General features: G+C 35.5%; 22 protein-coding genes. 15 read left to right on the top strand and 7 right to left on the bottom strand.

What is annotated here, in order from left to right; translation table 11 throughout:
* Positions 1 to 18 precede the first annotated feature (18 nt).
* From mce to ACN5L8_RS03055, 3 genes are all read left to right on the top strand, one after another.
* Positions 19 to 429 (top strand): methylmalonyl-CoA epimerase, encoded by a 411-nt coding sequence (gene mce / locus ACN5L8_RS03065; protein WP_115363290.1) that lies wholly within the window; start codon positions 19 to 21, stop codon positions 427 to 429.
* Between the two features lie 9 nt (positions 430 to 438).
* The gene (locus tag ACN5L8_RS03060; RefSeq protein ID WP_115363288.1) at positions 439 to 1,176 is read left to right on the top strand and encodes a rhomboid family intramembrane serine protease; all 738 of its coding nucleotides are present in this window, start codon (positions 439 to 441) and stop codon (positions 1,174 to 1,176) included.
* Between the two features lie 110 nt (positions 1,177 to 1,286).
* The gene (locus ACN5L8_RS03055; protein ID WP_162929634.1) at positions 1,287 to 1,463 is read left to right on the top strand and encodes a hypothetical protein; all 177 of its coding nucleotides are present in this window, start codon (positions 1,287 to 1,289) and stop codon (positions 1,461 to 1,463) included.
* A 52-nt stretch (positions 1,464 to 1,515) separates the two neighbouring features.
* Here the strand turns inward: ACN5L8_RS03055 and ACN5L8_RS03050 are convergent, their stop codons facing one another.
* Complete coding sequence (locus tag ACN5L8_RS03050) at positions 1,516 to 2,418, bottom strand: LysR family transcriptional regulator (RefSeq protein ID WP_120404998.1); 903 nt, start codon at positions 2,416 to 2,418, stop codon at positions 1,516 to 1,518.
* Between the two features lie 152 nt (positions 2,419 to 2,570).
* Between ACN5L8_RS03050 and ACN5L8_RS03045 the strand changes: the two genes are divergently transcribed.
* Entirely contained in the window at positions 2,571 to 2,993 is a 423-nt protein-coding gene (locus ACN5L8_RS03045; RefSeq protein ID WP_115363284.1) for a Kazal-type serine protease inhibitor family protein, read from the top strand.
* A gap of 82 nt (positions 2,994 to 3,075) precedes the next feature.
* On the opposite strand, the gene ACN5L8_RS03040 is transcribed toward ACN5L8_RS03045, so the two are convergent.
* The gene (locus tag ACN5L8_RS03040) at positions 3,076 to 3,546 is read right to left on the bottom strand and encodes a flagellar basal body-associated FliL family protein (RefSeq protein WP_115363282.1); all 471 of its coding nucleotides are present in this window, start codon (positions 3,544 to 3,546) and stop codon (positions 3,076 to 3,078) included.
* A 170-nt stretch (positions 3,547 to 3,716) separates the two neighbouring features.
* Between ACN5L8_RS03040 and ACN5L8_RS03035 the strand changes: the two genes are divergently transcribed.
* The 3 genes from ACN5L8_RS03035 (at position 3,717) to ACN5L8_RS03025 (ending at position 6,251) form a co-directional block, all read left to right on the top strand.
* Entirely contained in the window at positions 3,717 to 3,863 is a 147-nt protein-coding gene (locus ACN5L8_RS03035; protein WP_158536911.1) for a hypothetical protein, read from the top strand.
* Positions 3,864 to 3,989: 126 nt separating this feature from the next.
* Positions 3,990 to 5,141, top strand: coding sequence for a hypothetical protein (locus ACN5L8_RS03030; RefSeq protein WP_419172265.1), 1,152 nt, complete (start codon positions 3,990 to 3,992; stop codon positions 5,139 to 5,141).
* The gene (locus ACN5L8_RS03025; protein WP_419172264.1) at positions 5,142 to 6,251 is read left to right on the top strand and encodes a lipase family alpha/beta hydrolase; all 1,110 of its coding nucleotides are present in this window, start codon (positions 5,142 to 5,144) and stop codon (positions 6,249 to 6,251) included.
* Here the strand turns inward: ACN5L8_RS03025 and ACN5L8_RS03020 are convergent.
* The gene (locus tag ACN5L8_RS03020) at positions 6,241 to 6,519 is read right to left on the bottom strand and encodes a barstar family protein (protein WP_115363276.1); all 279 of its coding nucleotides are present in this window, start codon (positions 6,517 to 6,519) and stop codon (positions 6,241 to 6,243) included. The two genes, ACN5L8_RS03025 and ACN5L8_RS03020, sit on opposite strands and share 11 nt — an antisense overlap.
* 50 nt (positions 6,520 to 6,569) lie before the next feature.
* On the opposite strand from ACN5L8_RS03020, the gene ACN5L8_RS03015 reads away from it, so the two are divergent.
* From ACN5L8_RS03015 to ACN5L8_RS03000, 4 genes are all read left to right on the top strand, one after another.
* Positions 6,570 to 6,929 carry a hypothetical protein gene (locus tag ACN5L8_RS03015; RefSeq protein ID WP_419172263.1) on the top strand — a complete coding sequence of 120 codons (360 nt, stop codon included), beginning with the start codon at positions 6,570 to 6,572 and terminating at the stop codon, positions 6,927 to 6,929.
* A gap of 96 nt (positions 6,930 to 7,025) precedes the next feature.
* The gene (gene gltX, locus ACN5L8_RS03010; RefSeq protein ID WP_419172262.1) at positions 7,026 to 8,450 is read left to right on the top strand and encodes a glutamate--tRNA ligase; all 1,425 of its coding nucleotides are present in this window, start codon (positions 7,026 to 7,028) and stop codon (positions 8,448 to 8,450) included.
* Positions 8,450 to 9,715, top strand: coding sequence for a tyrosine--tRNA ligase (tyrS, locus tag ACN5L8_RS03005; RefSeq protein ID WP_419172261.1), 1,266 nt, complete (start codon positions 8,450 to 8,452; stop codon positions 9,713 to 9,715). Before gltX ends, tyrS begins: the two co-directional genes overlap by 1 nt.
* A 20-nt stretch (positions 9,716 to 9,735) precedes the next feature.
* A complete protein-coding gene (locus ACN5L8_RS03000) occupies positions 9,736 to 11,202 on the top strand; it encodes an ATP-binding protein (protein WP_419172260.1) in 1,467 nt (488 codons plus the stop codon).
* Positions 11,203 to 11,239: 37 nt separating this feature from the next.
* On the opposite strand, the gene ACN5L8_RS02995 is transcribed toward ACN5L8_RS03000, so the two are convergent.
* From ACN5L8_RS02995 to ACN5L8_RS02980, 4 genes are all read right to left on the bottom strand, one after another.
* Complete coding sequence (locus ACN5L8_RS02995; protein ID WP_419172259.1) at positions 11,240 to 13,408, bottom strand: APC family permease; 2,169 nt, start codon at positions 13,406 to 13,408, stop codon at positions 11,240 to 11,242.
* Positions 13,409 to 13,487: 79 nt separating this feature from the next.
* The gene (locus ACN5L8_RS02990) at positions 13,488 to 13,757 is read right to left on the bottom strand and encodes a hypothetical protein (RefSeq protein WP_115363260.1); all 270 of its coding nucleotides are present in this window, start codon (positions 13,755 to 13,757) and stop codon (positions 13,488 to 13,490) included.
* Between the two features lie 61 nt (positions 13,758 to 13,818).
* Positions 13,819 to 14,460 carry a hypothetical protein gene (locus ACN5L8_RS02985; protein WP_205570948.1) on the bottom strand — a complete coding sequence of 214 codons (642 nt, stop codon included), beginning with the start codon at positions 14,458 to 14,460 and terminating at the stop codon, positions 13,819 to 13,821.
* Positions 14,461 to 14,500: 40 nt separating this feature from the next.
* On the bottom strand, positions 14,501 to 16,255 hold the full coding sequence (locus ACN5L8_RS02980; protein ID WP_419172258.1) for an NAD+ synthase: 1,755 nt from the start codon (positions 16,253 to 16,255) through the stop codon (positions 14,501 to 14,503).
* Between the two features lie 114 nt (positions 16,256 to 16,369).
* Here ACN5L8_RS02980 and trmFO point away from each other — a divergent pair, with 114 nt between their 5' ends.
* The 4 genes from trmFO to ACN5L8_RS02960 are packed head-to-tail and all read left to right on the top strand — an operon-like array spanning position 16,370 to position 20,742.
* A complete protein-coding gene (trmFO, locus tag ACN5L8_RS02975) occupies positions 16,370 to 17,737 on the top strand; it encodes a methylenetetrahydrofolate--tRNA-(uracil(54)-C(5))-methyltransferase (FADH(2)-oxidizing) TrmFO (protein ID WP_120404989.1) in 1,368 nt (455 codons plus the stop codon).
* The gene (locus ACN5L8_RS02970) at positions 17,737 to 18,669 is read left to right on the top strand and encodes a DMT family transporter (protein WP_115363252.1); all 933 of its coding nucleotides are present in this window, start codon (positions 17,737 to 17,739) and stop codon (positions 18,667 to 18,669) included. Before trmFO ends, ACN5L8_RS02970 begins: the two co-directional genes overlap by 1 nt.
* A gap of 19 nt (positions 18,670 to 18,688) precedes the next feature.
* The gene (locus ACN5L8_RS02965; RefSeq protein WP_205570947.1) at positions 18,689 to 19,654 is read left to right on the top strand and encodes an NAD-dependent epimerase/dehydratase family protein; all 966 of its coding nucleotides are present in this window, start codon (positions 18,689 to 18,691) and stop codon (positions 19,652 to 19,654) included.
* A gap of 11 nt (positions 19,655 to 19,665) precedes the next feature.
* Positions 19,666 to 20,742 carry a hypothetical protein gene (locus tag ACN5L8_RS02960; RefSeq protein WP_419172257.1) on the top strand — a complete coding sequence of 359 codons (1,077 nt, stop codon included), beginning with the start codon at positions 19,666 to 19,668 and terminating at the stop codon, positions 20,740 to 20,742.
* The last annotated feature ends 6 nt before the right edge of the window (positions 20,743 to 20,748 follow it).

Raw genomic sequence — 20,748 nt, 5'->3', positions numbered from 1 at the left:
AATTAAGTGGAGAAGATTATGTTTAATAAAGATTGTTTCCTTGATCATATTGCTATTGCAGTAGAGAATCTTGATAATGCAGAAAAAATATATCGTGACTTAGGTTTAACTTTTAACCACCGAGAAGTTGTCGAAGATCAACAAGTAACAACTTCATTTGCTCATATTGATGAAAATGCTCATGTTGAATTGCTAGAGCCAATTGATGGAAAAGGGCCAATTGCTAAGTATCTTGAGAAGAAAGGTCCAGGGATTCACCATATGTGTTACCGTGTTCCTGATGTGACAAAAAAGTCCCAAGAGCTTCGCGATCTAGGTTATAATTTATTATATGAGACACCACGCCAAGGGGCGAATAATTGCTTAGTAAACTTTATTCATCCAAAGTCTACAGGTGGTGTTTTAATTGAAATTGCTCAAAAAATGTAAGGAGAAATAATGCAACAAATGTACTTACCACCGCTAACGAAAGTTAATAAATATCTCATTGGTATTTTAGTGGTTTCATTTGTCTTAGGGGCCGTTTTTGCAAAGGCTTTTGATATTTCCCTTGTGGCCATTCTTGGCCTTGATGTAGCAAGTTTAAAATCTGGTTTAATTTATAAGATGGTGACTTATCCTCTTGTGAGTACAGGTCTTTTTAACGTTGTCTTCACTGGGCTTTTATTTTGGTTTCTTGGTAGTGATCTTGAAGCGCGCTGGGGATCACGACGCTATATTCACTATCTATTAATTGCAACATTTGTAAATGCTTTTGCCTACTCGTTATTTGCAATCTTTATGGGTGGTGCTTCATTAAATTATCCATTTCATGGTATGGCCTTTTTATCGTCTGCTATGTGTGTGAGTTATGCCGTGATCTACCCAGATCGAATTTTTCAATTCTTTATGATTATCCCAGTTAAGGCCAAATACTTTTGTTTAATCCTGGCCGGGATGAATGTTTATCAAGGTTTCTTCTCTCCTGGAGGAGCTCAGGCATTTGGAAATATTGCTTCAATGATCTTTGGTGCAGCATTTGTTTTTGGTATGAGAGGACTTGGTTTTTATCTTAGAGATCAAGTTGGTAATCTTAAGAAGAAGCAAGGCAAGGTAAAGAAGAAGCGCAAGGGCCATCTCAGATTAGTGGATGATGAAGAAAAGCCAAATCCAGATGAGCCGCGTTATTGGCAATAAGCTCAAATATCCAGCAAGTTATTGATTACTTTAGACTTTGCAAAGCTTGTAACACATGATATAAAGCTACATTATTACGTTTATAACTCAATTTTACATAAGGAAAATCCATGAGACTTTCAAGAGCTTTAGAAGAAAAAATTCTAGACCTAAGATTAAGAGATAAGCTTATTGCTGAAGGTAAAGTAACACAAGCACAAGTAGATGAGTTTTTAAGCTCTCTAGGTGATGATGAAGCTAACGTGACAACTACTGATGAGTCACAAGCTCCAGGAATGAAAAAGTAATTTTCAATTCATTTTCATATATGAAGGCCACCTTATAGGTGGCCTTTTTTATTTAAATATTTTCTGTCAGATATTCAAATAGACTCAAGGCCACTGGCCCCATTTTTCTAGCATTCAGATAAGCGAGATTTAACTCGTTAATCATATGATCTTTCGTACCATTAAATTGTAATAACTTCTTTGAGTTATCAGATCTTTCAAGAACGTGCAAAGGTAATACTGAGATACCAACACCTGCTAAGGTGAGCCTTAGAACACCTTGAACATCCATTAATTGTGCTTTTGCTTCAGTTTGAAAACTCTTTTTAAAGTGATACTTAAACCAACTTGTAATTACTGGAGCACCTTCTAGATAGGCGATAAAATCAAGATTATCCGTTTTTTTAAACTTAGTCTCACTAGTTAATCTATGCTCTTTTGCATAGTCATGAGAACAGCAAAGAATGAGCTTTTCTGAAGAAAGATTCTTCGTTGCAATTTGTTTAGGAAAATTAAAGCTATCGGTAATAGCGAAGTCGAGTCCACCATTTAATAGCAGCTGACTTTGTCTTGCAGCGTGATCGTAATTAATACGAATAGAGACTTCTGGGTGCAGTTTTAACCACTGGCCTATAATTGGTAGAACCCTGTTATTTCCAAACTCAATTGGAAGACCAATATTTAAGATACCCTTAAGCTTATTCTTCTTTGCTGAAACTTCGCTTAATGCATCCTCTAGCCCTTGAAGTGCTCTCTTGCAATTTTCAAAGAGTAGGTGAGCCTGTTCTGTGGGAAGAACCTTTTTATTTATCCGATCAAAGAGACTTATTTGAAGTAAGCCTTCAAGAGATTTTATATGTTGAGAGACTCCTGGTTGAGTCATGGCAAGGTTTTTTGCCGTCTGAGACATATTCTGGGTTTGATAAACCTCAAGAAAGACTCTTAGTGTCGGAATGGAAATATGATCAATATTCATAATTTCAGCTACTTATTATTAATTCTTTGTATGAACTATAACATATAATTATGGATATTGATTAGTATATATAATTTTTACTAATTTATATTCTGATCTATAACTCTCTCACAAACAAGATAAGACTTAGATTCTTTTTTAGGGAGAACGTTATGAGCAAATTAATTTCAATTATTCTACTAGCAGTTGTTGCAACAAACATCAGTGCAAAAGAGATTATTCTTAACGGTGACTTAATTGATTCTCAGTCTTTTACTGGAAGAATTTTCAAAGTGATTATCACTGAGGAAAATGAAGAAGTTAAACTTGTTAATGAGTACTTTGAAGCACAAAGTTGTGAAAACGGTGAATTCGCACTTAAAGAAGAGTCTCTTGGAAAATATCGATTAGAAGCAGTTCTTAACTGTAAAAATTGGGTTGATCAACCAGAAGAGACACAGTTTTGCCCAGAGATCTTCTCACCAGTTTGTGGTGCAGTAAGTGGTATTGACGGTGATATGCTAATTAATTATTCAAATTCTTGTGAATTATATAGAGCAAAGGCCATCTTCGTAAAAGAAGGGTCTTGCGAGTAATTTAAAATTCCCTTTTTAAATTCCTTTAAAGTGTTGTTGTCTAAGGCCCGTGTTCCCTCGCGGGCCTATTCATTTAAAAATCTTATTGTACGACAAATTTAGAGTAGAAGACTTCTTTTACAACTCGTTTTTTCACTAGCTCATTAATTCTTTTTTTAATTCGACTTTCAAAAATGAGTTTTCCTGATAGAGAGTTGAGCTCTTCTGGAGAGATGGCCGCAGCAACATCAATTACGATATCGTAGATTTGAGGCTTATATTGATCAAGAATTTCACTGTCATCTTGATTAAAGAGTACAAGATTAATTTGTACATCTAGGAATCTAAGTCTTCGAGTGGCAGATTCTAAATTGAGAGTTATCTTGTCGAGAACATATGTTGAAGGGAAGTTTAACTCGCCAAAGTCTTCCTTTAGTGACGTTAATTCTTTCTGATTACTAGGAAGTTCTTTTTTATAGATCACATTGGTATAAACAAAGACTCCAACTGTCGCAATTGTCGTCAGTAGAGTTAGGGCAATAATGATTTGATCAAGTAGTTTTCTTCCTGTCATAACTCTATAATATCATAGTTATTTTAGTGATTTAACTGCTCATATTATGGGTAGAAAATACTAGCAAATAGATGTTTAAAACCGAGTGAAGCGCTTGGTCTATCATCGACAAGAATTTTAGTTTAAAATATATATTCAATATAAATTTCTCAAGGATGTGGAGAGTTCTCATGGGTAAGTCTCAAAAGAATAAGCGTAAGAAAAAGTACGTAATGAATAAAGAATCTAATAAAGCGAATAAAAGTTCTAAAATGAATACATGGATCTTAGTGGCCATGACAGTTGTAGGCGCAGGTGTTGTCATCTACCTATCGTAATTTTAGATACTTGAAAATTTCTCACTGCATTAACCCTCTTAAATTTTTGTGATTGTGTTTCAATTTTGCTAGCATTTTTCTTCACACACGCAAAATATTGGAAAATAAAAGTTTAAAGAGGGATAAATGTTTAAATTGATTTCACTTCTATCGGCATGTCTAGTTGCTACCACTGCAATGGCCGAGATTTCAGACCTTAATCAAAATCAAATTGAAAGAACTCAACAAGAAAAAGACTACGTTGGAGTCATTAATCCTATGTCACTAGAGTTAGCAAGCTCAAATGATGATATTACATCTGGTGGATTCAACGATCTAATGAAATATGTTGTAGCGGCACCTGATCAAGAAGATGCTGGTTCATGTCTTTATATGTCACATACTGGTGTCGTCGAGTGGTGGTATAACAGATTAAATAACTTAACTGGATCTCGTAAGGTGGACTTTGCTGAACGTTACTACATGTCTTTAAAGACTGAAAAAACAAATCAGGAAGAAATTGATAATTGGAGAACTGATAATATTCGCCGAATTAACAAAAGTTCAATCTTCTTTAGTAATAAAGATTACCGTTTTACTAAGGGTTACTATAAAAGAGTTGATGGTAAACGCGTTGTTACTGATAAAGAAGATGAAGATGCGAGCTATGGTACATCATATAATTGGATTAATTTAACAGATGAAATCTCAAAAGATGTAAATGTATTTAAGCTTCCAAAGTTTAAAAGGGAAGTGCTATTTGCAGATGCTGAACGTGACCAGTGGGCCGTAGGTAAGGCGCCAAAAGATATCGTTGAAAGAATCAAGAATGCTCTTCATAAAAGAAATGCACCTGTTCTTGTCATCTACAATCATAAAGGCTTTTGGCATGCAAATTATATCTTCGGCTATAATGACAATGCAGATACAAAGGGATGTCCTTTTACAACTTCTTTTATAACACGTATGCAAGAAAAGTATGACTACTGGATTGAGAAGTCACAAACAACAGAGTCTGATAAATGGCGTCAGAAGTATCTTGGATATGCTGATAAGGCAAAAAGAAGAGAAGCCGCTGTTAAGAACCGCTTAGAAGAAGTTGGTGGTTGTGCAAAAAAAGGTGTCTTCTATGTTAGAGATTCAATTTATGGAACAGACACTATGCCAGAGTATGATTATGACTTCTCTCAAAAAGGTGAAGAAGGGCATTTAAATGCACCTTTAATTGCTCGTGAGTTTGCTTGGGTACAAACGACACTTAATCATGCTATTCAGATTTACCCAGAAGGTATGGAGTAATTGAAAAGAAGTTCTTTAAACTTTTTAATATTATTTTTTTTACTTTTTTCTATCTCTGCTAGTGCCGAATGTGGCACTAGCAAAAATAATATTGTTTTCATTCATGGAATAGCCAGTAACAAAGGAGCCTTTGGTTACTGGGACCAATATGTACAAAAATTTCATAAAGATGAATGTTTAAGTTCACACTTCTTTGAATATGATACTGGAAATAATAGATTATCTTTAAATGACTTTGTTGAATCTTTTGATGAATTCATGCATCAAGAAAGCTTATCTGAAGGTAAGATTAAAATTGTTGCTCATTCTCAAGGAGGGCTGATAACTCTTTATTGGTTAAAGAGAATGCTAGATAATAATGATTCTATTAGATTTCGTGTAAATGGCCTTATGACGATGGCGACACCTTATTACGGTGCTAAAATAGCAAATCTTGGTTACAGTCTTGGAACATTTATTTTGCCGATACTTGGAAAAAAAGAGCTAAAAGATATGAGGATTGGCTCCAAGCAAGTAATGCAAACTTATGAGTTATTTAATAATAAGGACTTTCTTTCATATCTTAAAGATCTAAATTATATTTCAATCTCAGCACTGTTTGCTCCAAATCTCTTTGATGTAGAGGGTGATTTTGCAGTAGCGCCTTATAGTTCAAATCCTAATGTCGTTCTGGGAAATAATATTTCAAAGCACTATAATATTCACGGAGTGCATTTAAGATTTAATCTTCCGCGAACGCCTGCTACCACTTATGTTACAAAGACTTGCTTAGAAAAACCTGAACTTTGTAAAAATTCAAGTCTAGCTATATTTGAAAAAGAGTTTCTTTCACAACAATATGTTTCAATTGATAAAGCCGAAGATATAAATACCTTTGCGGTCTACTTAAAATTTGAAAAAGGCTCTTTACCAAGTGGCCCAATATTTGTTGGAAGTAAGGGGATTCTTAGAGGTCTTGCTATTAAGTTTCATCATATTCGCGATGGGCTTTATTATTATAAAGGAAGATTGTCTTCTGGTGATTCGAAAGGCTATTTAAGAACATATATTGATGGAAATAAAATTTTAATACCTGTTAAGGCATCTCGAAGTACATTTATCACTCGTTAATATAGAATTTAAACTCACTATGTTGGGAAGCAACTAATTCAAATATTTCTTTTAATCGATCAAAATCATTTCCAAGTTTTAATTGGGCCTCTTTTGCATTTGCCCAATAAACACTTAGATTTTTATCAGTATATGTTTGAAGAAACTCATAGAGTTCATCGAGATTATTTTGGTAAAAAGAAGGGAAGTTAAATAGTCGGCCACATTCAGATAGGTAATCCTCAAGTGTTTCTAGTCCATTTGAATTTAACTCAATTTCTTTTCTCATTTACTTACTTTTTATTTGCTTGATATCTAAATATCGTTAGAATGGTTATAGTGAATAAGTTAATGATTTTTCTATTTACCTGTCAATTATTGTTTTCATCTTCTGTTATTGCGAAAAAGCATATTACTATTAAGCAACAGCAATACCTTAAAGCTAGAAAACAATATCTTCTCGAATACACTACTTTCGGTGTTGATGAGTGTCTAAAGCTTTATAATAATAAGATTACGACGAAGAAGAATGAGTCTGGTAAGATTCTCGTTGGCTCACCCGAGTATTTTAGAATGCTCAGTATGTGTTTTCATAAGATCACTAATAAATGCTACGGTGAGAATTGCATCGTATCACGCTCAATGTCAAAGAGACTCGAGAACGTTAATCATGTGGATTCCATTCTAAAAAGCCTCTAAAATCAAGTATTTTGCCTATTTTCAAAGTGCCATTTCTATTCAAAAACGCTATAATGCATTGATATACGTTTAATTTATTTTTTTAAAAGGATTTGTATGACTGTTCGCGTTCGTTTTGCACCATCTCCAACTGGATACCTTCACATTGGTGGGGCCCGTACTGCTCTTTATAGCTACCTATTTGCTAAGGCAAATGGTGGTAAATATATTCTAAGAATTGAAGATACTGATCTTGAGAGATCAAAGCGTGAATACGAAGAAGCACAAATTGCTGATCTTAAGTGGATGGGAATTGAACACGATGAAGGACCTGATAAAGGTGGGGACTTTGGCCCTTATCGCCAATCAGAAAGATTACAAATTTATAAAGATATTGCTTGGGACTTCGTTAAGCGTGGACTTGCTTACCCATGTTTTTTAACAAGTATTGAACTTGAGCGCTTAACTGAAAAGGCCACAAGTGAAAATAAAGACCCACATGCCTATCACGGTCAATTTCGCGACCTTGATCCAGCGCAAGCTCAAAAGAGAATTGATGCTGGAGAAGAGTATGTGATTCGTTTTAAAAACCCTGGAAAGACTTGGGAGTTCACTGACCTTGTTAAAGGACACGTAAAATTTCCAGAAAATATGGTAGGGGATTTTGTTATTTTAAGAGCAAATGGAATGCCTGTTTATAATTTCTGTTGTGTTGTTGATGATGCAAAGATGGAAATGACTCACGTATTCCGTGCAGAAGAGCATTTAAATAATACTTGTCGCCAGCTTATGATCTACGATGCAATGGGTGTAACTCCTCCAAGCTTTGGTCACGTTTCACTTTTAATTGGTCACGATCGTCAAAAGCTTTCTAAACGCCACGGAGCCACTTCTGTTACTCAGTATAAAGATCAAGGCTACTTACCAGCTGCTCTTGCAAATTACTTATGTCTTCTCGGTTGGTCTCATCCAGATGAAACAGATATCTTTGATGTAAATGAGCTTGGAGATAAATTTGGATATGAGAGATTCTCCAAATCATCAGCGATGTATGATATTGCAAAGCTAAACTTCTTTAACGAGCAGTGGCTTAGAAAATTAGATGATAAGGATATTGCTGCTGGCTTTGATCGTTTTATTCCTGAAGGAAGCGAGTATCATAATCAAGATGAAGCTTGGAAGATCAAATTTGCAGGACTTATGAAAGAAAAGGTACAACTTTTTAGTCATATTAACGAACACCTGCCGATTTTCTTTGATGCAGCAGTTGAAGCTGATGATCAATATAACGAGGCCATGGGGTGGGAGACAACTCCACAAATTAAAGAATACCTAAAGGCTCAGCTTGCTGATCAGACAACTAACGTAACTGAAGAGCAAGTCGGTGAGTGGATGAATTACTTAAAGAAAGAATTAAAAATAAAAGGGAAGCCACTATTTATGGGAACACGTGTTTGTCTTACTGGACGAGCGCATGGGCCAGATTTAAAAACTGTCGTGGCGCTGACTCCAATTAAAATTATCAAAGAGAGATTAGCTTAATGAATTTTTTTGAAGAATTAGAAGCAAGAGGAATTGTAAATCAATTCTCGCATGATGAATTAAAAGAAATCTTAAATGAAAAGAAAATATCTTTTTACTGTGGATATGATCCTACAGCTAAGTCCCTACAACTTGGAAATCTTTTTGCTGTTGTGACAATGATGCGACTGCAGAAACAAGGACATAAACCTTACGTTCTTGTTGGTGGTGCTACTGGAATGATTGGAGACCCTTCAGGAAAGAGCGACGAGAGAAATCTTCAAACCCAAGATGATCTTGATAAGAACCTGGCGGGACAAAAAGCACAACTTGAAAAGCTTTTAGACTTTAGTGGTGAAAATGCCGCTACCATGGTTAATAATATCGATTGGATTGGTAAGTTTTCACTTATTGAATTTCTAAGAGATGTTGGAAAGCGTTTTAGAATAGGTGAAATGCTTTCAAAAGATTCAGTAAAATCACGTCTTAATTCAGATGCTGGTATTAGTTTTACAGAATTTACTTATCAAATGATACAAGGTTACGACTTTGCTCACCTTAATAAAGAATATGATGTAAGTCTTCAAATTGGCGGTGCCGATCAGTGGGGAAATATGGTTGCAGGAATGGATCTTACTCGTAAGATGCACTCTAAACCTGCCTTTTGTATGACGATTCCTCTTCTTACTGATTCAAATGGGAAGAAGTTTGGAAAGTCTGAAGGTGGAGCAATCTATCTTGATCCATCAATGACATCTCCATATAAGATGTATCAATTTCTTCTTAATTCAGATGACTCATTTGTTATAAAGTATCTTAAAACTTTAACTTTCTTAACACTTGAAGAAATTGCTGAATATGAAAAATTAGTAGAAACTGAGCCTCATTTAAGAGCTGCTCAGAAACGCTTGGCCGAGGAAATAGTTACTCTCGTTCATGGCAAAGAAGGGCTTGAGGCTGCCATAAGGGCCACTGAATTCTTCTTTGGTAAGGTTATTGAAAATACAACTGATGAAGAACTTGCTGGAATTTTTGATGATGTACCTTCAATAGAATTAGATAAAGCTCAATTAGGAGAGCTTTCTTATCTTGATATGCTTGCTCAAACACCTCTTTTTAAATCTAAGGGGGAGGCAAGAAAAATGGTTGGCCAAAATGGTGTGGCCATTAACAATGTAAAGAATAAGGATATCGATCACGTAATCTCAAAAGATGATCTCGCTAGTGAGTCGTGCCTTATCCTTAAAAAAGGCAAGAAGAACTACTGTGTAGTGAAATTTATTTAATTGTTAAACCTTAGGGAAGTATGAACTTAGAGAAGTTTATCGAATTATTAAAATACGGAAATTTTGAAGATCAAAATTCTCGCATTGCTATATTCGATAAAGATGCTCGTTTTGTTTTTGTTTCCACCAATCTTTTTGGCTTCACAGAAAACTATGTGGGTATGACTGTCTATGAATATTATCAAGGTCACCTTGCTGATTCAGAAGTCAAAAAAGTTAAAGACTGCTTTGCTAAGGCCTTAAATGGGGAACCCTCATGTACGCAGGCTATTTTAACGAATCGGTTAAATAAAGAAAAAATCACTTGGGACGTGGACTTTAATTCATTTGTGGATGATAAAGGTGATACCTATGTATTATCGAGGATTCGACCTCATGAAGTCAATCTAACTACAAGTTCTACAAATTTCTTTATTCGTGAAATGGTTGAACAAAGCTCTGATGTTTTCACAGTATTTGATAAGGACTTTTATATCGTTTACGTTTCAAAAGTTCTTGGAAAGTGGCGTGACGAGTCTGTTTTAGGGCTACATATCTCAGATCTTATTTCTGGAAAAGCTCTTGAAAAATTTTATAAGCGTTATAAAAAAGCAAAAGAAAATCCAGGCGTTGTCATCACTGATATTGTTACTATTGATGTGAGTTCTGATGATGAGCCTCGTAATGAGTTAATTCTAGAATCATCAGTTGAATTTCATGATTTTAATCAACTCGGTTGTTATTATCTTGATCGTACTTCTGATGTTACAGAAAAGGTTCTACGAAATCGTGAAATTGAAATTCAAAAAGCAACGATTGATAAAATGTCTAAATGGACAGCTCTTGGTCAAATGGCCGCTAATATTGCACATGAAGTAAATAATCCACTTGCAATTATTGAATTACAAACTCAAGCTCTAGAAAAGAGAGGCAAGGACTTAAAGATTGAACAAGTCCTTGAGAAGGTTCGTTCAATAGCTGAACAAAAGAATCGAATAGCAAATATTGTTAGCTCCCTTCATATATATTCTCAAGATGATCGTTCAAAAAGAGAATCTATAAGTCTCTCGTCTCTTATTCATGACTCTATTGCTCTTTTTAAAACTGCTCTTGTTGACGAAGACTTAAAGATCGTTTTCTCAAATGATTCTGATAACGATATTGTAATGGTTAATTCATCCGAGATTATTCAAGTTTTTATTAATCTTTTAAATAATGCTCATGATGCAATTCTTGATTTGAAAGATAAATGGATTGAAATTAATTTGGATGATAGTAATCATAAAGTCTATGTTGATATCATCGATAGTGGCCATGGAATTGAGCCTAATTTAGCGAGCAAGATCTTTAACCGCTTTTATACAACGAAGGGTGAAAAGAAGGGGACTGGCCTAGGATTAAATATTTGCCAAGAGATCATGAATGATCATGGTGGCCATATCTCTTATGTTAAGGATGCAGAGCATACGACTTTCTCATTAACTTTTCCTAGTGTTGAACTAAACTAAAACTTCAAATTAATCCTTCCTAGTCATTATTGCTTCTTTATGCTGGCGCTGTATGGATACCTAAAACAGAACAAGAAGCTTGAGCAATAATCTTATCATCTTCAGTACCAAAGACGTTATACCACTTATAATTAGTACTTGTGTTGAATAATAGAAGATCGTATTCAACACTTAGAGATTCAATCTTTTCAATCTTATTTTGATAGTGCTCGATGTGACCAACTGCTCTTACATCAAGTTCATCAGAGAGATCTCTAATATACTTTTCTAGGTTTGATGTTTCGCTAATATCCAAGTCTTTATTTGTTAAGTATACAAAAGTGAGCTCTGCATTGTTATTTTTTGCAATATGATATGCTGCTTGTGCAAGTACTTCATCATTAGAATTCTCATCAAGGATAATAAGAATTTTTCTTGTGTATCTTACTCCTTTATCTCTGTAAATTGCTAGGTGACAGCTTAGGTGTGAACGCAGCCACGCAACTGGACTTTGAGTTGTAAATGTACCGCGAAGTCTTCCTTTCCACTCCATGAATAACCAATTACAGTGAAGTCGTTGTCCAATTTCAAAAATTGACTTAGAAAGGTCGTGTGTAACAATAGGATCAAAGTTAATAGGTGTTGTTTTTTCAATGGCCATTGCAACAACACGTCGTCTTAATGAGCGAAGATTAGGATCTTCATCTGTAAAATCATTCAGGTCAGATTGTTCTGGCGCCTCTGTTAAATGGGCCACCTCTATTTGCTCTCCATCTGCGAGTGAAGTTCCAATATCAATGAGCATCTCTGGAGATTTTTCATTTCCAACCAAGGCAACGACGACATTGGCATCTTGGTCTAGCTCACAACGGCCAAGTGAGTGCATTGTTGGTGAAAAGTTTGGTGTATCATCGAATAGATCCTTTCTCTTTCCACGAATTCCAAGTACTCCTTTGCGGTTAACACGACTTTTTGCATATAAGAAGTATATCAAAATACCTGGGACTGAAATTGAGACAAGACCAATAATTGCAAGATCTTTCATCATTACTAATAAGTAGAAAGTTGAGATGATTCCAAAAATTTGTATATATGGATAAAATGGTGATTTATAAGTCGGTCTATACCATTGAATATGTGTTTCTCGTAAAGCGATGACAGTTATATTTACAAACATATAAAGCACTAAGATAAATGCAGATGCTAGTTTTGCAATTTTTGCAATATTTAAGAAATAGATAGCACAAGCAATAATAATCCCTGATGCAAGAATACTCCACACAGGTGTTAAAAATTTACGATGTATATGGCCAAAGGACTTTGGAAATAAGTGGTCTCGGCTCATGGCAAAAGGGAAGCGTGATGCTGCAAGAAGCCCAGCATTTGCCATTGAAGTCATGGTAAGGATGGCCAAGATGGCCATGATTGTTGCAAATGTATTACCCGCAAATACTTGGGCCAATGTATAAATTGGACGCAAATTACTTTTTAATTGATCAATAGGTAGAAATTTAGCAAGTGCAAGTGTCGTTACACAATAAAGCACCGTCACAATAAGTAGTGATAAAAGAATTCCTCTTGGGAGGTTCTTCTCTGGTGTTTTAATTTCTTCTGCAATAGCAGCAACTTTAGTCACTCCTGCATAAGAGATAAAAACAAGTCCTGAAGCTAATAAAATGCTATCCATATGTGAGAATGAAAATGGAATACCCGGTATGACGGAAGCAGTTGAAAGTGTTCCAATATTTAAAATGGTAAGTCCAAGAGTTGATGTAATGACAACAACAATGAGTAGCCCACTAACTTTACCAACACCAATAATATTTAAAATAGTGATGATAACTGTTAGAAATAACGCCAGATATTTTAGATCGAAACTTGTTGTCAATGTACTTAAGTATGCACCAAAACCCATGAGGGCAAATGCCGCTTTTAAAAGCAGGGAGATCCATAGTCCTAAGCCTGCAATTGTTCCGGCCATTGGCCCAAAAGTTCTTTCGATATAAATATAAGTACCACCTGAGGCAGGCATGGCCGTAGCAAGTTCTGACTTAGAAAGTGCTGCAGGTAGAACACATAGTGCTGCAATTAAATATGAAATCCAAACATATGGACCTGTTACTTCAAAAGCTAGACCTGGCAGAACAAAAATACCTGATCCGAGCATTGATGCAATACTTATGGAAATGACTGATGATAGCCCTAAATTTCTTTCAAGCTTCTTCAAATAATCCTCTCTAATTAGGGTAATTAAGTGTGCATTATCCCTTAAATAAAGAGGAATGTTAATAAAAATACTACGTTATCTATAATTCTCGCAATATCTCTTCTAGCGCCTTCTTTACACGATCACGCTTTGAGTCAAGATGCTGATCCATCTCAAATGCCTTTAGTGTAGAGCCTATCTGAAGGAAATTATAACAGGAGAAGCTACCGGCCATCTTGTGAAGAACTTCTCTAAGCTCTTTTTCACTCATAGTGGCAACCTTAGGTAATAAATGGTTGATTTCTGTTTTTTTAGACTGTTTAAACTTCGGAAGAAGTTTTTGAATATGTTGATTGAGACTTTTTTCCATGACTGCACCTTATATATGAGGGCAGAGTAGGACTCTGCCCAGGTTTTAATCATTTACAATTTTAAGCTCTTCTTGTTGATTGGCGAGTTGACTTCTTTTTTGAAGTCGAAGATTTGGCTTTTTTCTTTGCTGTCTTCTTTGCTGCTTTCTTGGCTGTTTTCTTTGCTGCTTTCTTTACACCAGTTGCCTTCTTCTTTGAAGTAGCTTTTTTGGCAGCTTTCTTCGCTGTCTTCTTCTTTGCAGAAGAAGTTGTTGTTTTTTTCTTTGCTACTTTCTTTTTAGCAGCTTTCTTTAGGCCTGTTGCTTGCTTGGCCTTTTTCTTTATAGTTGATTCAGCTTCTTTCACTTTTTTTGAAGCTTTTTTCTTAGCTTTTTTCATTTCATCTTTAAGAAATTTATCCAGCTGTTTTTGAAGCTTTTGAACATCTTTAATATGTCCATCTAGGTATTTCTTAGCAGCTTTAACTTCTTTTTGTATTGTTGAATCAACAAGCTTCTCAACTTTTTGACCTTCTTTCTTTAATGTTTTCACTACTCGAGGAATATCTTTATCCATTACATTTTTGGCTTCTTTTTCAACTTGGCCAATAAAGTCTTTTACATTTTTTTCAACTTCTTTAACGGACTTATTTGCCATAACTCCATCAACCATAGACTTAACTTCATCAAATGAGCTAAGAACTCTTTCAAAGGCTTTATTCATTTCATTACTCCTCTTAGTATGCGTATTCGAATCACTATTGTTATTCGAGATTAAAATCAACCTTCTTACATATCGGCACTCGTCGACCAAAACCAAAGCTTTTGTCTTTCAATTTTAGTATAGGACAAAATTGTTGTCTTTTGTACTCACTATTTAATATCAATTTTATCACCCTTTCAACTTCAGTTTTGTTTAACCCTAAATTAAGAAGATCTGGTAAGTCGTAGCGATAAGAAAGGTATGATTCTAATATCATATCCAGTGTTTCATATGGAGGTAAAGAATCTTCATCTTTTTGATCGGCCCTTAATTCTGCACTTGGTGGCCTTTCAATAACCTCAACTGGAATAATATCATTGAAATTCTTATTGATATGTCTGGCCAGAGCAAAGACTTCACTTTTGTAGAGATCTCCCAATAGGCTAATGGCACCAACAGAGTCTCCATATAGAGTCGAATAACCAACAGCTAACTCTGACTTGTTTGATGTATTTATAACCATGGCACCTGTTTGATTTGAGCGAGCAAATAGTAAGGAGCCTCGTAGTCTCGATTGAATATTTTCATCTGCAAGGCCTTCTAATGGGTCGAGGTTATCATTAAAGAGGTTTTGCACAGATGAATGGAGGAATTTGATTGGTAGATTATGTAATTTAATTCCAAGATTCTTGCATAATTTATCACTAATTTCCCAACTTAGTGATGCGGAGAATTTACTTGGCATATAAATGGCCTCAACTTCTTGGCCCGGCTTTAGAAATAACTTCACAAGCGTTAGAACAAGTGCCGAATCAATTCCTCCTGATAGAGCTACCAAGAATTTGTTCATGCCACACTTTCTAGCGTAATCTTGTAAACCTAGGTTTAAAGCACCTAAAATAGCATCAAGTTTGTCATCGCTGAGCTTTTTAAGGCTCATTTTTCCGTTTATCTTTTCGATATGTGGCCCAAATAATGACTCCCAAGAGTTAGCACCAACAGGGGCCACTCCAAGATTCTCAATTTTTGATTTTTTGGCAATCTCAACCTTCATAAGATCTGATTTAAAGGATTTTGCTTTGGCAATGACTTGTGTTTCATTAACGACAAAACTTGCACCATCAAAGATGATTTCATCTTCTGCACCAACTTTATTCACATAGTAGAATGGTGTCTTAAATACTCGTGATATTTCGCTGGCACGCTTAATTCTCTTTTCTTCTTTATCGATATTCCATGGAGAAGCTGAAAAATTGATTATTCCATTCAACTCTTTGCCATTGGCCTCATCCATTAGCATTTGTAGCGGGTTAACAGCATATTGTTCAGAATGCCACATATCTTCACAAATAACTAGGCCGAAATCACAACCTGCATGAGACCAGATACATGGGGCACTCCCAGGTGTATAATATTTAGATTCATCAAATATATCGTAATCTGGAAGAAGACATTTTGTGTAAATATCATTGAAATTTGATTTCTTTGTTACTTCGTAAATAACGTTATAGATATTTGAAGGAATATCTGCGTTATCTTTAAATTCGTAGCGTAGCCCACCAATAAGAAGCGCCGTTTTATCTGAAAGCTTTATCTTTGCAAATAAATCTCTCAGGGCCTGTAAAAGTTCATGGTATTGGCGAATAAATGTTTTTTGTAGGACTAAATCCTGAAGAGGATAGCCTGAAAGAAATGTTTCAGGAAAGATATGTATATTATCTTGAAAGTCTTCAGAACTCGTTAGGTTTTCTATGTATTTGTAAATTTGTGTAAAGTTGCCAATTGTGTGATCTGTTTGGTGAATGACTATTTGCATTGCGTCGTCTCTATGTTAATAATAATACTTAAATACTGGTAATTAATGGACTTTATAGCATGTTTGCATATATAAGGTCTATATCATCATATAAGTATATTAAAGAGGTTGAAATTGTCTAACTCACACAAAGTTATAGTAATTGGTGCCGGTATGGCCGGTAGTGAAGCAGCAAACTTTCTAGCAAATCAAGGTGTTAAGGTTGTCTTAGTCGAATCGAAAACTGTTAAGAAGAATCCTGCACAAAAGATTGATGCTTTTGCCGAGTTAGTTTGTACCAATTCTTTAAAATCAATGAATCCAGCTTCTGGCCACGGACTATTGAAATACGAAATGGATGCACTTGGATCAATCATCCTTGATTGTGCTCGCAAGCATGCAGTTCCAGCAGGGGATGCTCTTGCCGTTGAGCGTGATGGATTCTCTGGAGAAGTAACTGATCGCCTTCATAATCATGAAAATATTGAAGTTGTGGCCATGGACGCAAGTGATCCACAAGAGTTAATGGCAAAGTATGAAGCAGATGCATGTGTTATTGCTTCTGGTCCATTAACAACAGAAGGTCTCTCGAATTGGATTGTTAAGAATATCTCTGATGATGACTTTTATTTCTATGATGCTATTGCCCCAGTGGTAGATGGCGATAGTCTGGATTACTCAAAACTATATTATAAAGATCGCCATAAGCCGGTAAGTGAAGAAGAAGGGGAGCAGGCAGACTATCTTAATGCTCCAATGAATAAAGAACAGTATGAAGATTTCATTGCTGAGCTTGTTAAGGCCGAAAAAGTACCAGCTCAAAACTTTGAGGATTATAAATTCTTCGAGTCATGCCTGCCTGTTGATATCATGGCCGAGCGTGGCGTTGATACGGCCCGTTTCTCTTGTATGAAACCAATTGGACTTGAGCTTCCTGATGGTTCTCTACCATATGCTTGTGTACAATTAAGACGTGAAAACTTACTTGGCTCAGCTTTTAATATGGTTGGTTTCCAAACTCGTCTAAAATATCCTGAGCAAAAACGCGTCTTTAGTAAGATCCCTGGATTTGAAAACGCTAGTTTTCTTCATCTTGGCTCTGTTCATAGAAACTCTTTTATCAATTCAAGAACTCTTCTAGACTTTGATTTAAGTGTTAAGAAGTTCCCAAATATTTACTTTGCAGGTCAAATAACTGGTGTTGAAGGCTACACTGAGTCTGCTTCAATGGGACTTTATGTTGCTTTTCAACTACTTAAGAAATTAAGAGGTGAAGAAGTAAGGCCATTTCCAGTTGAAACAGGAATGGGAGCACTCGTAAACTATGTAATGACTGTGCCAAAGCCTGTGCCATCAAATATTAATTTCGGATTACTACCACCGGTTGCTCTTACAAAGGAGCAAAGACGTGATCGTAAAAATAGAAAGAAAGTAAAAAAACAATTGGCATCAGATCGTGCCAAAGAGTCATTTGATAACTTTATGAAGGAATATAATAAGTAGTGAAAGGATTAATTTTCATTCTAATTGCCTGCTTTATTTGGGCCCTTGATACTCTTATAAGATATCCTCTTCTTTATAAGTATAAGAGTAGTGAAATTATTGTCTTCGGTGAGCATTTGTTTTTAACGATTATTTTCTTACCTGGTCTCTATGCGGCAAGAAAGAAAATCATGAGAATGAAGGCATTTGAACTTCTATGCTTTCTCATAATTGGAGCAATGGGTTCAGCAATTGCTACATTGTCTTTTACAAAGTCTTTCTCACTTATAAACCCTTCTCTTGTTATTTTACTACAGAAGTTACAACCATTTGTGGCCATAAGTCTTGCCTATATAATTCTAAAAGAAAGAATCACTAAACGATTTCTTGTATGGGCGCTCCTAGCTATTTTAGGAGCTATCTTAATTAGTTATTATGATATTGTTAGTGCAATCAACCTCATTAAAACAGGAAAATTGAGCTTTGATCGCTCATCATTGTATGGACTTTGTCTTGCCTTAATTGCAGTCATAAGTTGGGGGAGTGCGACAGTTTTTGGAAAGTATTTAATCAAACAGGGATGGATTGAAAAAGAAGTTATGGCCATCCGTTTTGCCGTTGGTTTCATTGCAATTATTCCATTTATGGCCGCTAATGATGTTGGCCTTGTCTTTCCAATGGAGTTGTGGGCAAAAGTTAGTGTACTCGCTCTAATATCAGGTGTTTTTGGTATGTATTTCTACTACCGAGGTCTAAGCTTGGTAACGGCAAAAGTTTGTACTTTGGCCGAAATGTCATTTCCATTCTTTGCTGTGATTATTAACTGGGTTGCCCTTGATCAAAAGCTGAGCTTTGTTCAGATTACAGGTGGTATACTTTTACTGTTAAGTTCCACAATGCTACAATTGGCCAATCGAAAACAAGAACGTCTTGAAGCACAAACGAATTATTAAAAGTACGGAGAATATATAGATGTTAGAATTACCAATGGATCACAAAGGGAAGAATTTCTTAATTGCAGGTGCAGCCGGATTTGTTCCTTCTACTGTGGCACAATTATATTTAGATAAAGGTGCTACTGTTTATGGTTTAGATAATTTTATTACAGGGTCTAAGTCAAATATTGAATTACTATCTAAATATGAAAACTTCCACTTTACGGAATGTGACATAACTCATGGCCTACCAGATTTCGGAGATATAAAATTCGATTATATTTTATCCCTTGCTTCTCCAGCTTCACCAATTGATTTTAAGGTTATTCCTTTGGAAATTATGACTGTAAATTCGATTGGTACACAAAACTTATTAGAGCTTGCAAAGGATCATGGGGCACGCTTTTTAGAGGCATCAACTTCTGAGGTTTATGGAGACCCAGAGATTCACCCTCAAACCGAGGATTATGTTGGTCATGTAAATCCAATTGGTCCAAGAAGCTGCTATGACGAAGCGAAACGTTATGCTGAAGCATTAACAATGACTTATCGTCGAAAATATAATGTGGATACAAAAATTATTCGTATCTTTAATACATATGGGCCAAGAATGCGTCCAGATGATGGGAGAGTTATTCCAAACTTTATCAATCAAGCCTTAGAAGGACGAGATATTACTGTTTATGGTGATGGAAGTCAGACGAGATCATTTTGTTATGTGACGGATCTTGCTAATGCTATTGATCACGTTTTAATGCTTGGTGATCATATGCCATATAATATTGGAAACCCTGATGAGTACTCAATTAAAGAAACAGGGGAGTTGATTGTTGATGCTCTTGATTCATCTTCAAAATTAACTTATCAAGAATTACCAAAAGATGATCCTAAGCGTAGAAGACCAGATATAAATCGTGTTATGAAATTAGGATATTTACCAAAAGTAACATTTGCTGAAGGGATTGAGAGAACGGCAAAATTCTTTAGAGAATACAAAAAGTAGAAGAGAAATATATGCTAAAAGTTGTTGTAAGTTGTGATGCTGTTGTTGAAAGAGACTTTTATATTGAATGTCTTGAAACAATGATGGGTGTAATTGGTGAAAATGTTGAACTCTATACACTTGTACATAGACAGGGGCAGGTAATTGGGCCAGTTGAGCAACGTAAAATTCATTCAACTTTTTTAAGCAAGATGGTTAAGTCTTGGGATGAACTACTTGATAAGTCTCATCTTATTCATGGAGCTGCCCAGGGACTATTTATACCTTGTAGTGTTGATTTAGTTGTCAATCTCTCTCGAGGTTTTTCACAAGAAATCAAGGTTTGTGATAAGACCCATCTATTTACTTATCTCATTGAAGACATTAATCAAGGTAAGAAAAACCTTTCTCTTTTGAAAAGATTTTTTAGCTCCTTTGTTCGTTCAAAGCAAATGAAGTACTTAAAGAGGGCCGACACTCTTTGGACTAATGAAGAATATATCTTATCTCAATTTCCAAATGCAAAACAGGTAACACCGGCAACATCTCTTAAAGACTATAAAGTATTACCTGAGGGCATGTTTAAAAGGGATTACTTCTTAATAAATTGTGAACCTCTAAGTATTGAAGAAGCACGCCTTTTTATTGAAACTTATAAAGATCATAAATTTAAATTCATTGGTAAAGAAGATCATTTAGGTGAACTTCTTGGCCAGTATCCTCAATTCTTTTTTGGAAATAAGTGCTCAGGCGAGCTAGCTCCTCTTTATGCTGGTGCTAATTATGTCATTGATACTGAAGCGAAGTTTCCACATTTTGCCCTTAAGGCACTAAGTTGTGGGCGCCCTGTTTTCACTATTGGAAATAAGTTCTTACCATTTGGTCTTGGTGTTCATAAACTTAACGATGACTTCTTTGCACAAACAGCTCCAGTGGCCTTAGATGTACCTGAAGAAGATCCTAAAAAGCGTCATGGCATTTCAGCTAATTACGAGATGGTGAAGTTTAAACATATCTTTCATCGAGAATTTCAAAAGATTTGTGATGAGCTAGAGGCAAAGAAAGCTTCACAGGCATCAAAGTCAAATGACTCATGCTGTGAAGCTTAGAGTTTT

It is taken from the genome of Halobacteriovorax sp. (assembly GCF_048381875.1).
GTDB lineage: Bacteria > Bdellovibrionota > Bacteriovoracia > Bacteriovoracales > Bacteriovoracaceae > Halobacteriovorax_A > Halobacteriovorax_A vibrionivorans.
This window is presented reverse-complemented; position numbering and strand designations above follow the sequence as displayed.

What these genes read in the sequence shown, in the direction of transcription:
- mce (WP_115363290.1), top strand. Translation starts at nt 19, where the DNA reads ATGTTTAATAAAGATTGTTTCCTTGATCATATTGCTATTGCAGTAGAG.
- ACN5L8_RS03060 (WP_115363288.1), top strand. Translation starts at nt 439, where the DNA reads ATGCAACAAATGTACTTACCACCGCTAACGAAAGTTAATAAATATCTC.
- ACN5L8_RS03055 (WP_162929634.1), top strand. Translation starts at nt 1,287, where the DNA reads ATGAGACTTTCAAGAGCTTTAGAAGAAAAAATTCTAGACCTAAGATTA.
- ACN5L8_RS03050 (WP_120404998.1), bottom strand. Translation starts at nt 2,418, where the DNA reads ATGAATATTGATCATATTTCCATTCCGACACTAAGAGTCTTTCTTGAG.
- ACN5L8_RS03045 (WP_115363284.1), top strand. Translation starts at nt 2,571, where the DNA reads ATGAGCAAATTAATTTCAATTATTCTACTAGCAGTTGTTGCAACAAAC.
- ACN5L8_RS03040 (WP_115363282.1), bottom strand. Translation starts at nt 3,546, where the DNA reads ATGACAGGAAGAAAACTACTTGATCAAATCATTATTGCCCTAACTCTA.
- ACN5L8_RS03035 (WP_158536911.1), top strand. Translation starts at nt 3,717, where the DNA reads ATGGGTAAGTCTCAAAAGAATAAGCGTAAGAAAAAGTACGTAATGAAT.
- ACN5L8_RS03030 (WP_419172265.1), top strand. Translation starts at nt 3,990, where the DNA reads ATGTTTAAATTGATTTCACTTCTATCGGCATGTCTAGTTGCTACCACT.
- ACN5L8_RS03020 (WP_115363276.1), bottom strand. Translation starts at nt 6,519, where the DNA reads ATGAGAAAAGAAATTGAGTTAAATTCAAATGGACTAGAAACACTTGAG.
- gltX (WP_419172262.1), top strand. Translation starts at nt 7,026, where the DNA reads ATGACTGTTCGCGTTCGTTTTGCACCATCTCCAACTGGATACCTTCAC.
- tyrS (WP_419172261.1), top strand. Translation starts at nt 8,450, where the DNA reads ATGAATTTTTTTGAAGAATTAGAAGCAAGAGGAATTGTAAATCAATTC.
- ACN5L8_RS03000 (WP_419172260.1), top strand. Translation starts at nt 9,736, where the DNA reads ATGAACTTAGAGAAGTTTATCGAATTATTAAAATACGGAAATTTTGAA.
- ACN5L8_RS02990 (WP_115363260.1), bottom strand. Translation starts at nt 13,757, where the DNA reads ATGGAAAAAAGTCTCAATCAACATATTCAAAAACTTCTTCCGAAGTTT.
- ACN5L8_RS02985 (WP_205570948.1), bottom strand. Translation starts at nt 14,460, where the DNA reads ATGAATAAAGCCTTTGAAAGAGTTCTTAGCTCATTTGATGAAGTTAAG.
- ACN5L8_RS02980 (WP_419172258.1), bottom strand. Translation starts at nt 16,255, where the DNA reads ATGCAAATAGTCATTCACCAAACAGATCACACAATTGGCAACTTTACA.
- ACN5L8_RS02965 (WP_205570947.1), top strand. Translation starts at nt 18,689, where the DNA reads ATGTTAGAATTACCAATGGATCACAAAGGGAAGAATTTCTTAATTGCA.
- ACN5L8_RS02960 (WP_419172257.1), top strand. Translation starts at nt 19,666, where the DNA reads ATGCTAAAAGTTGTTGTAAGTTGTGATGCTGTTGTTGAAAGAGACTTT.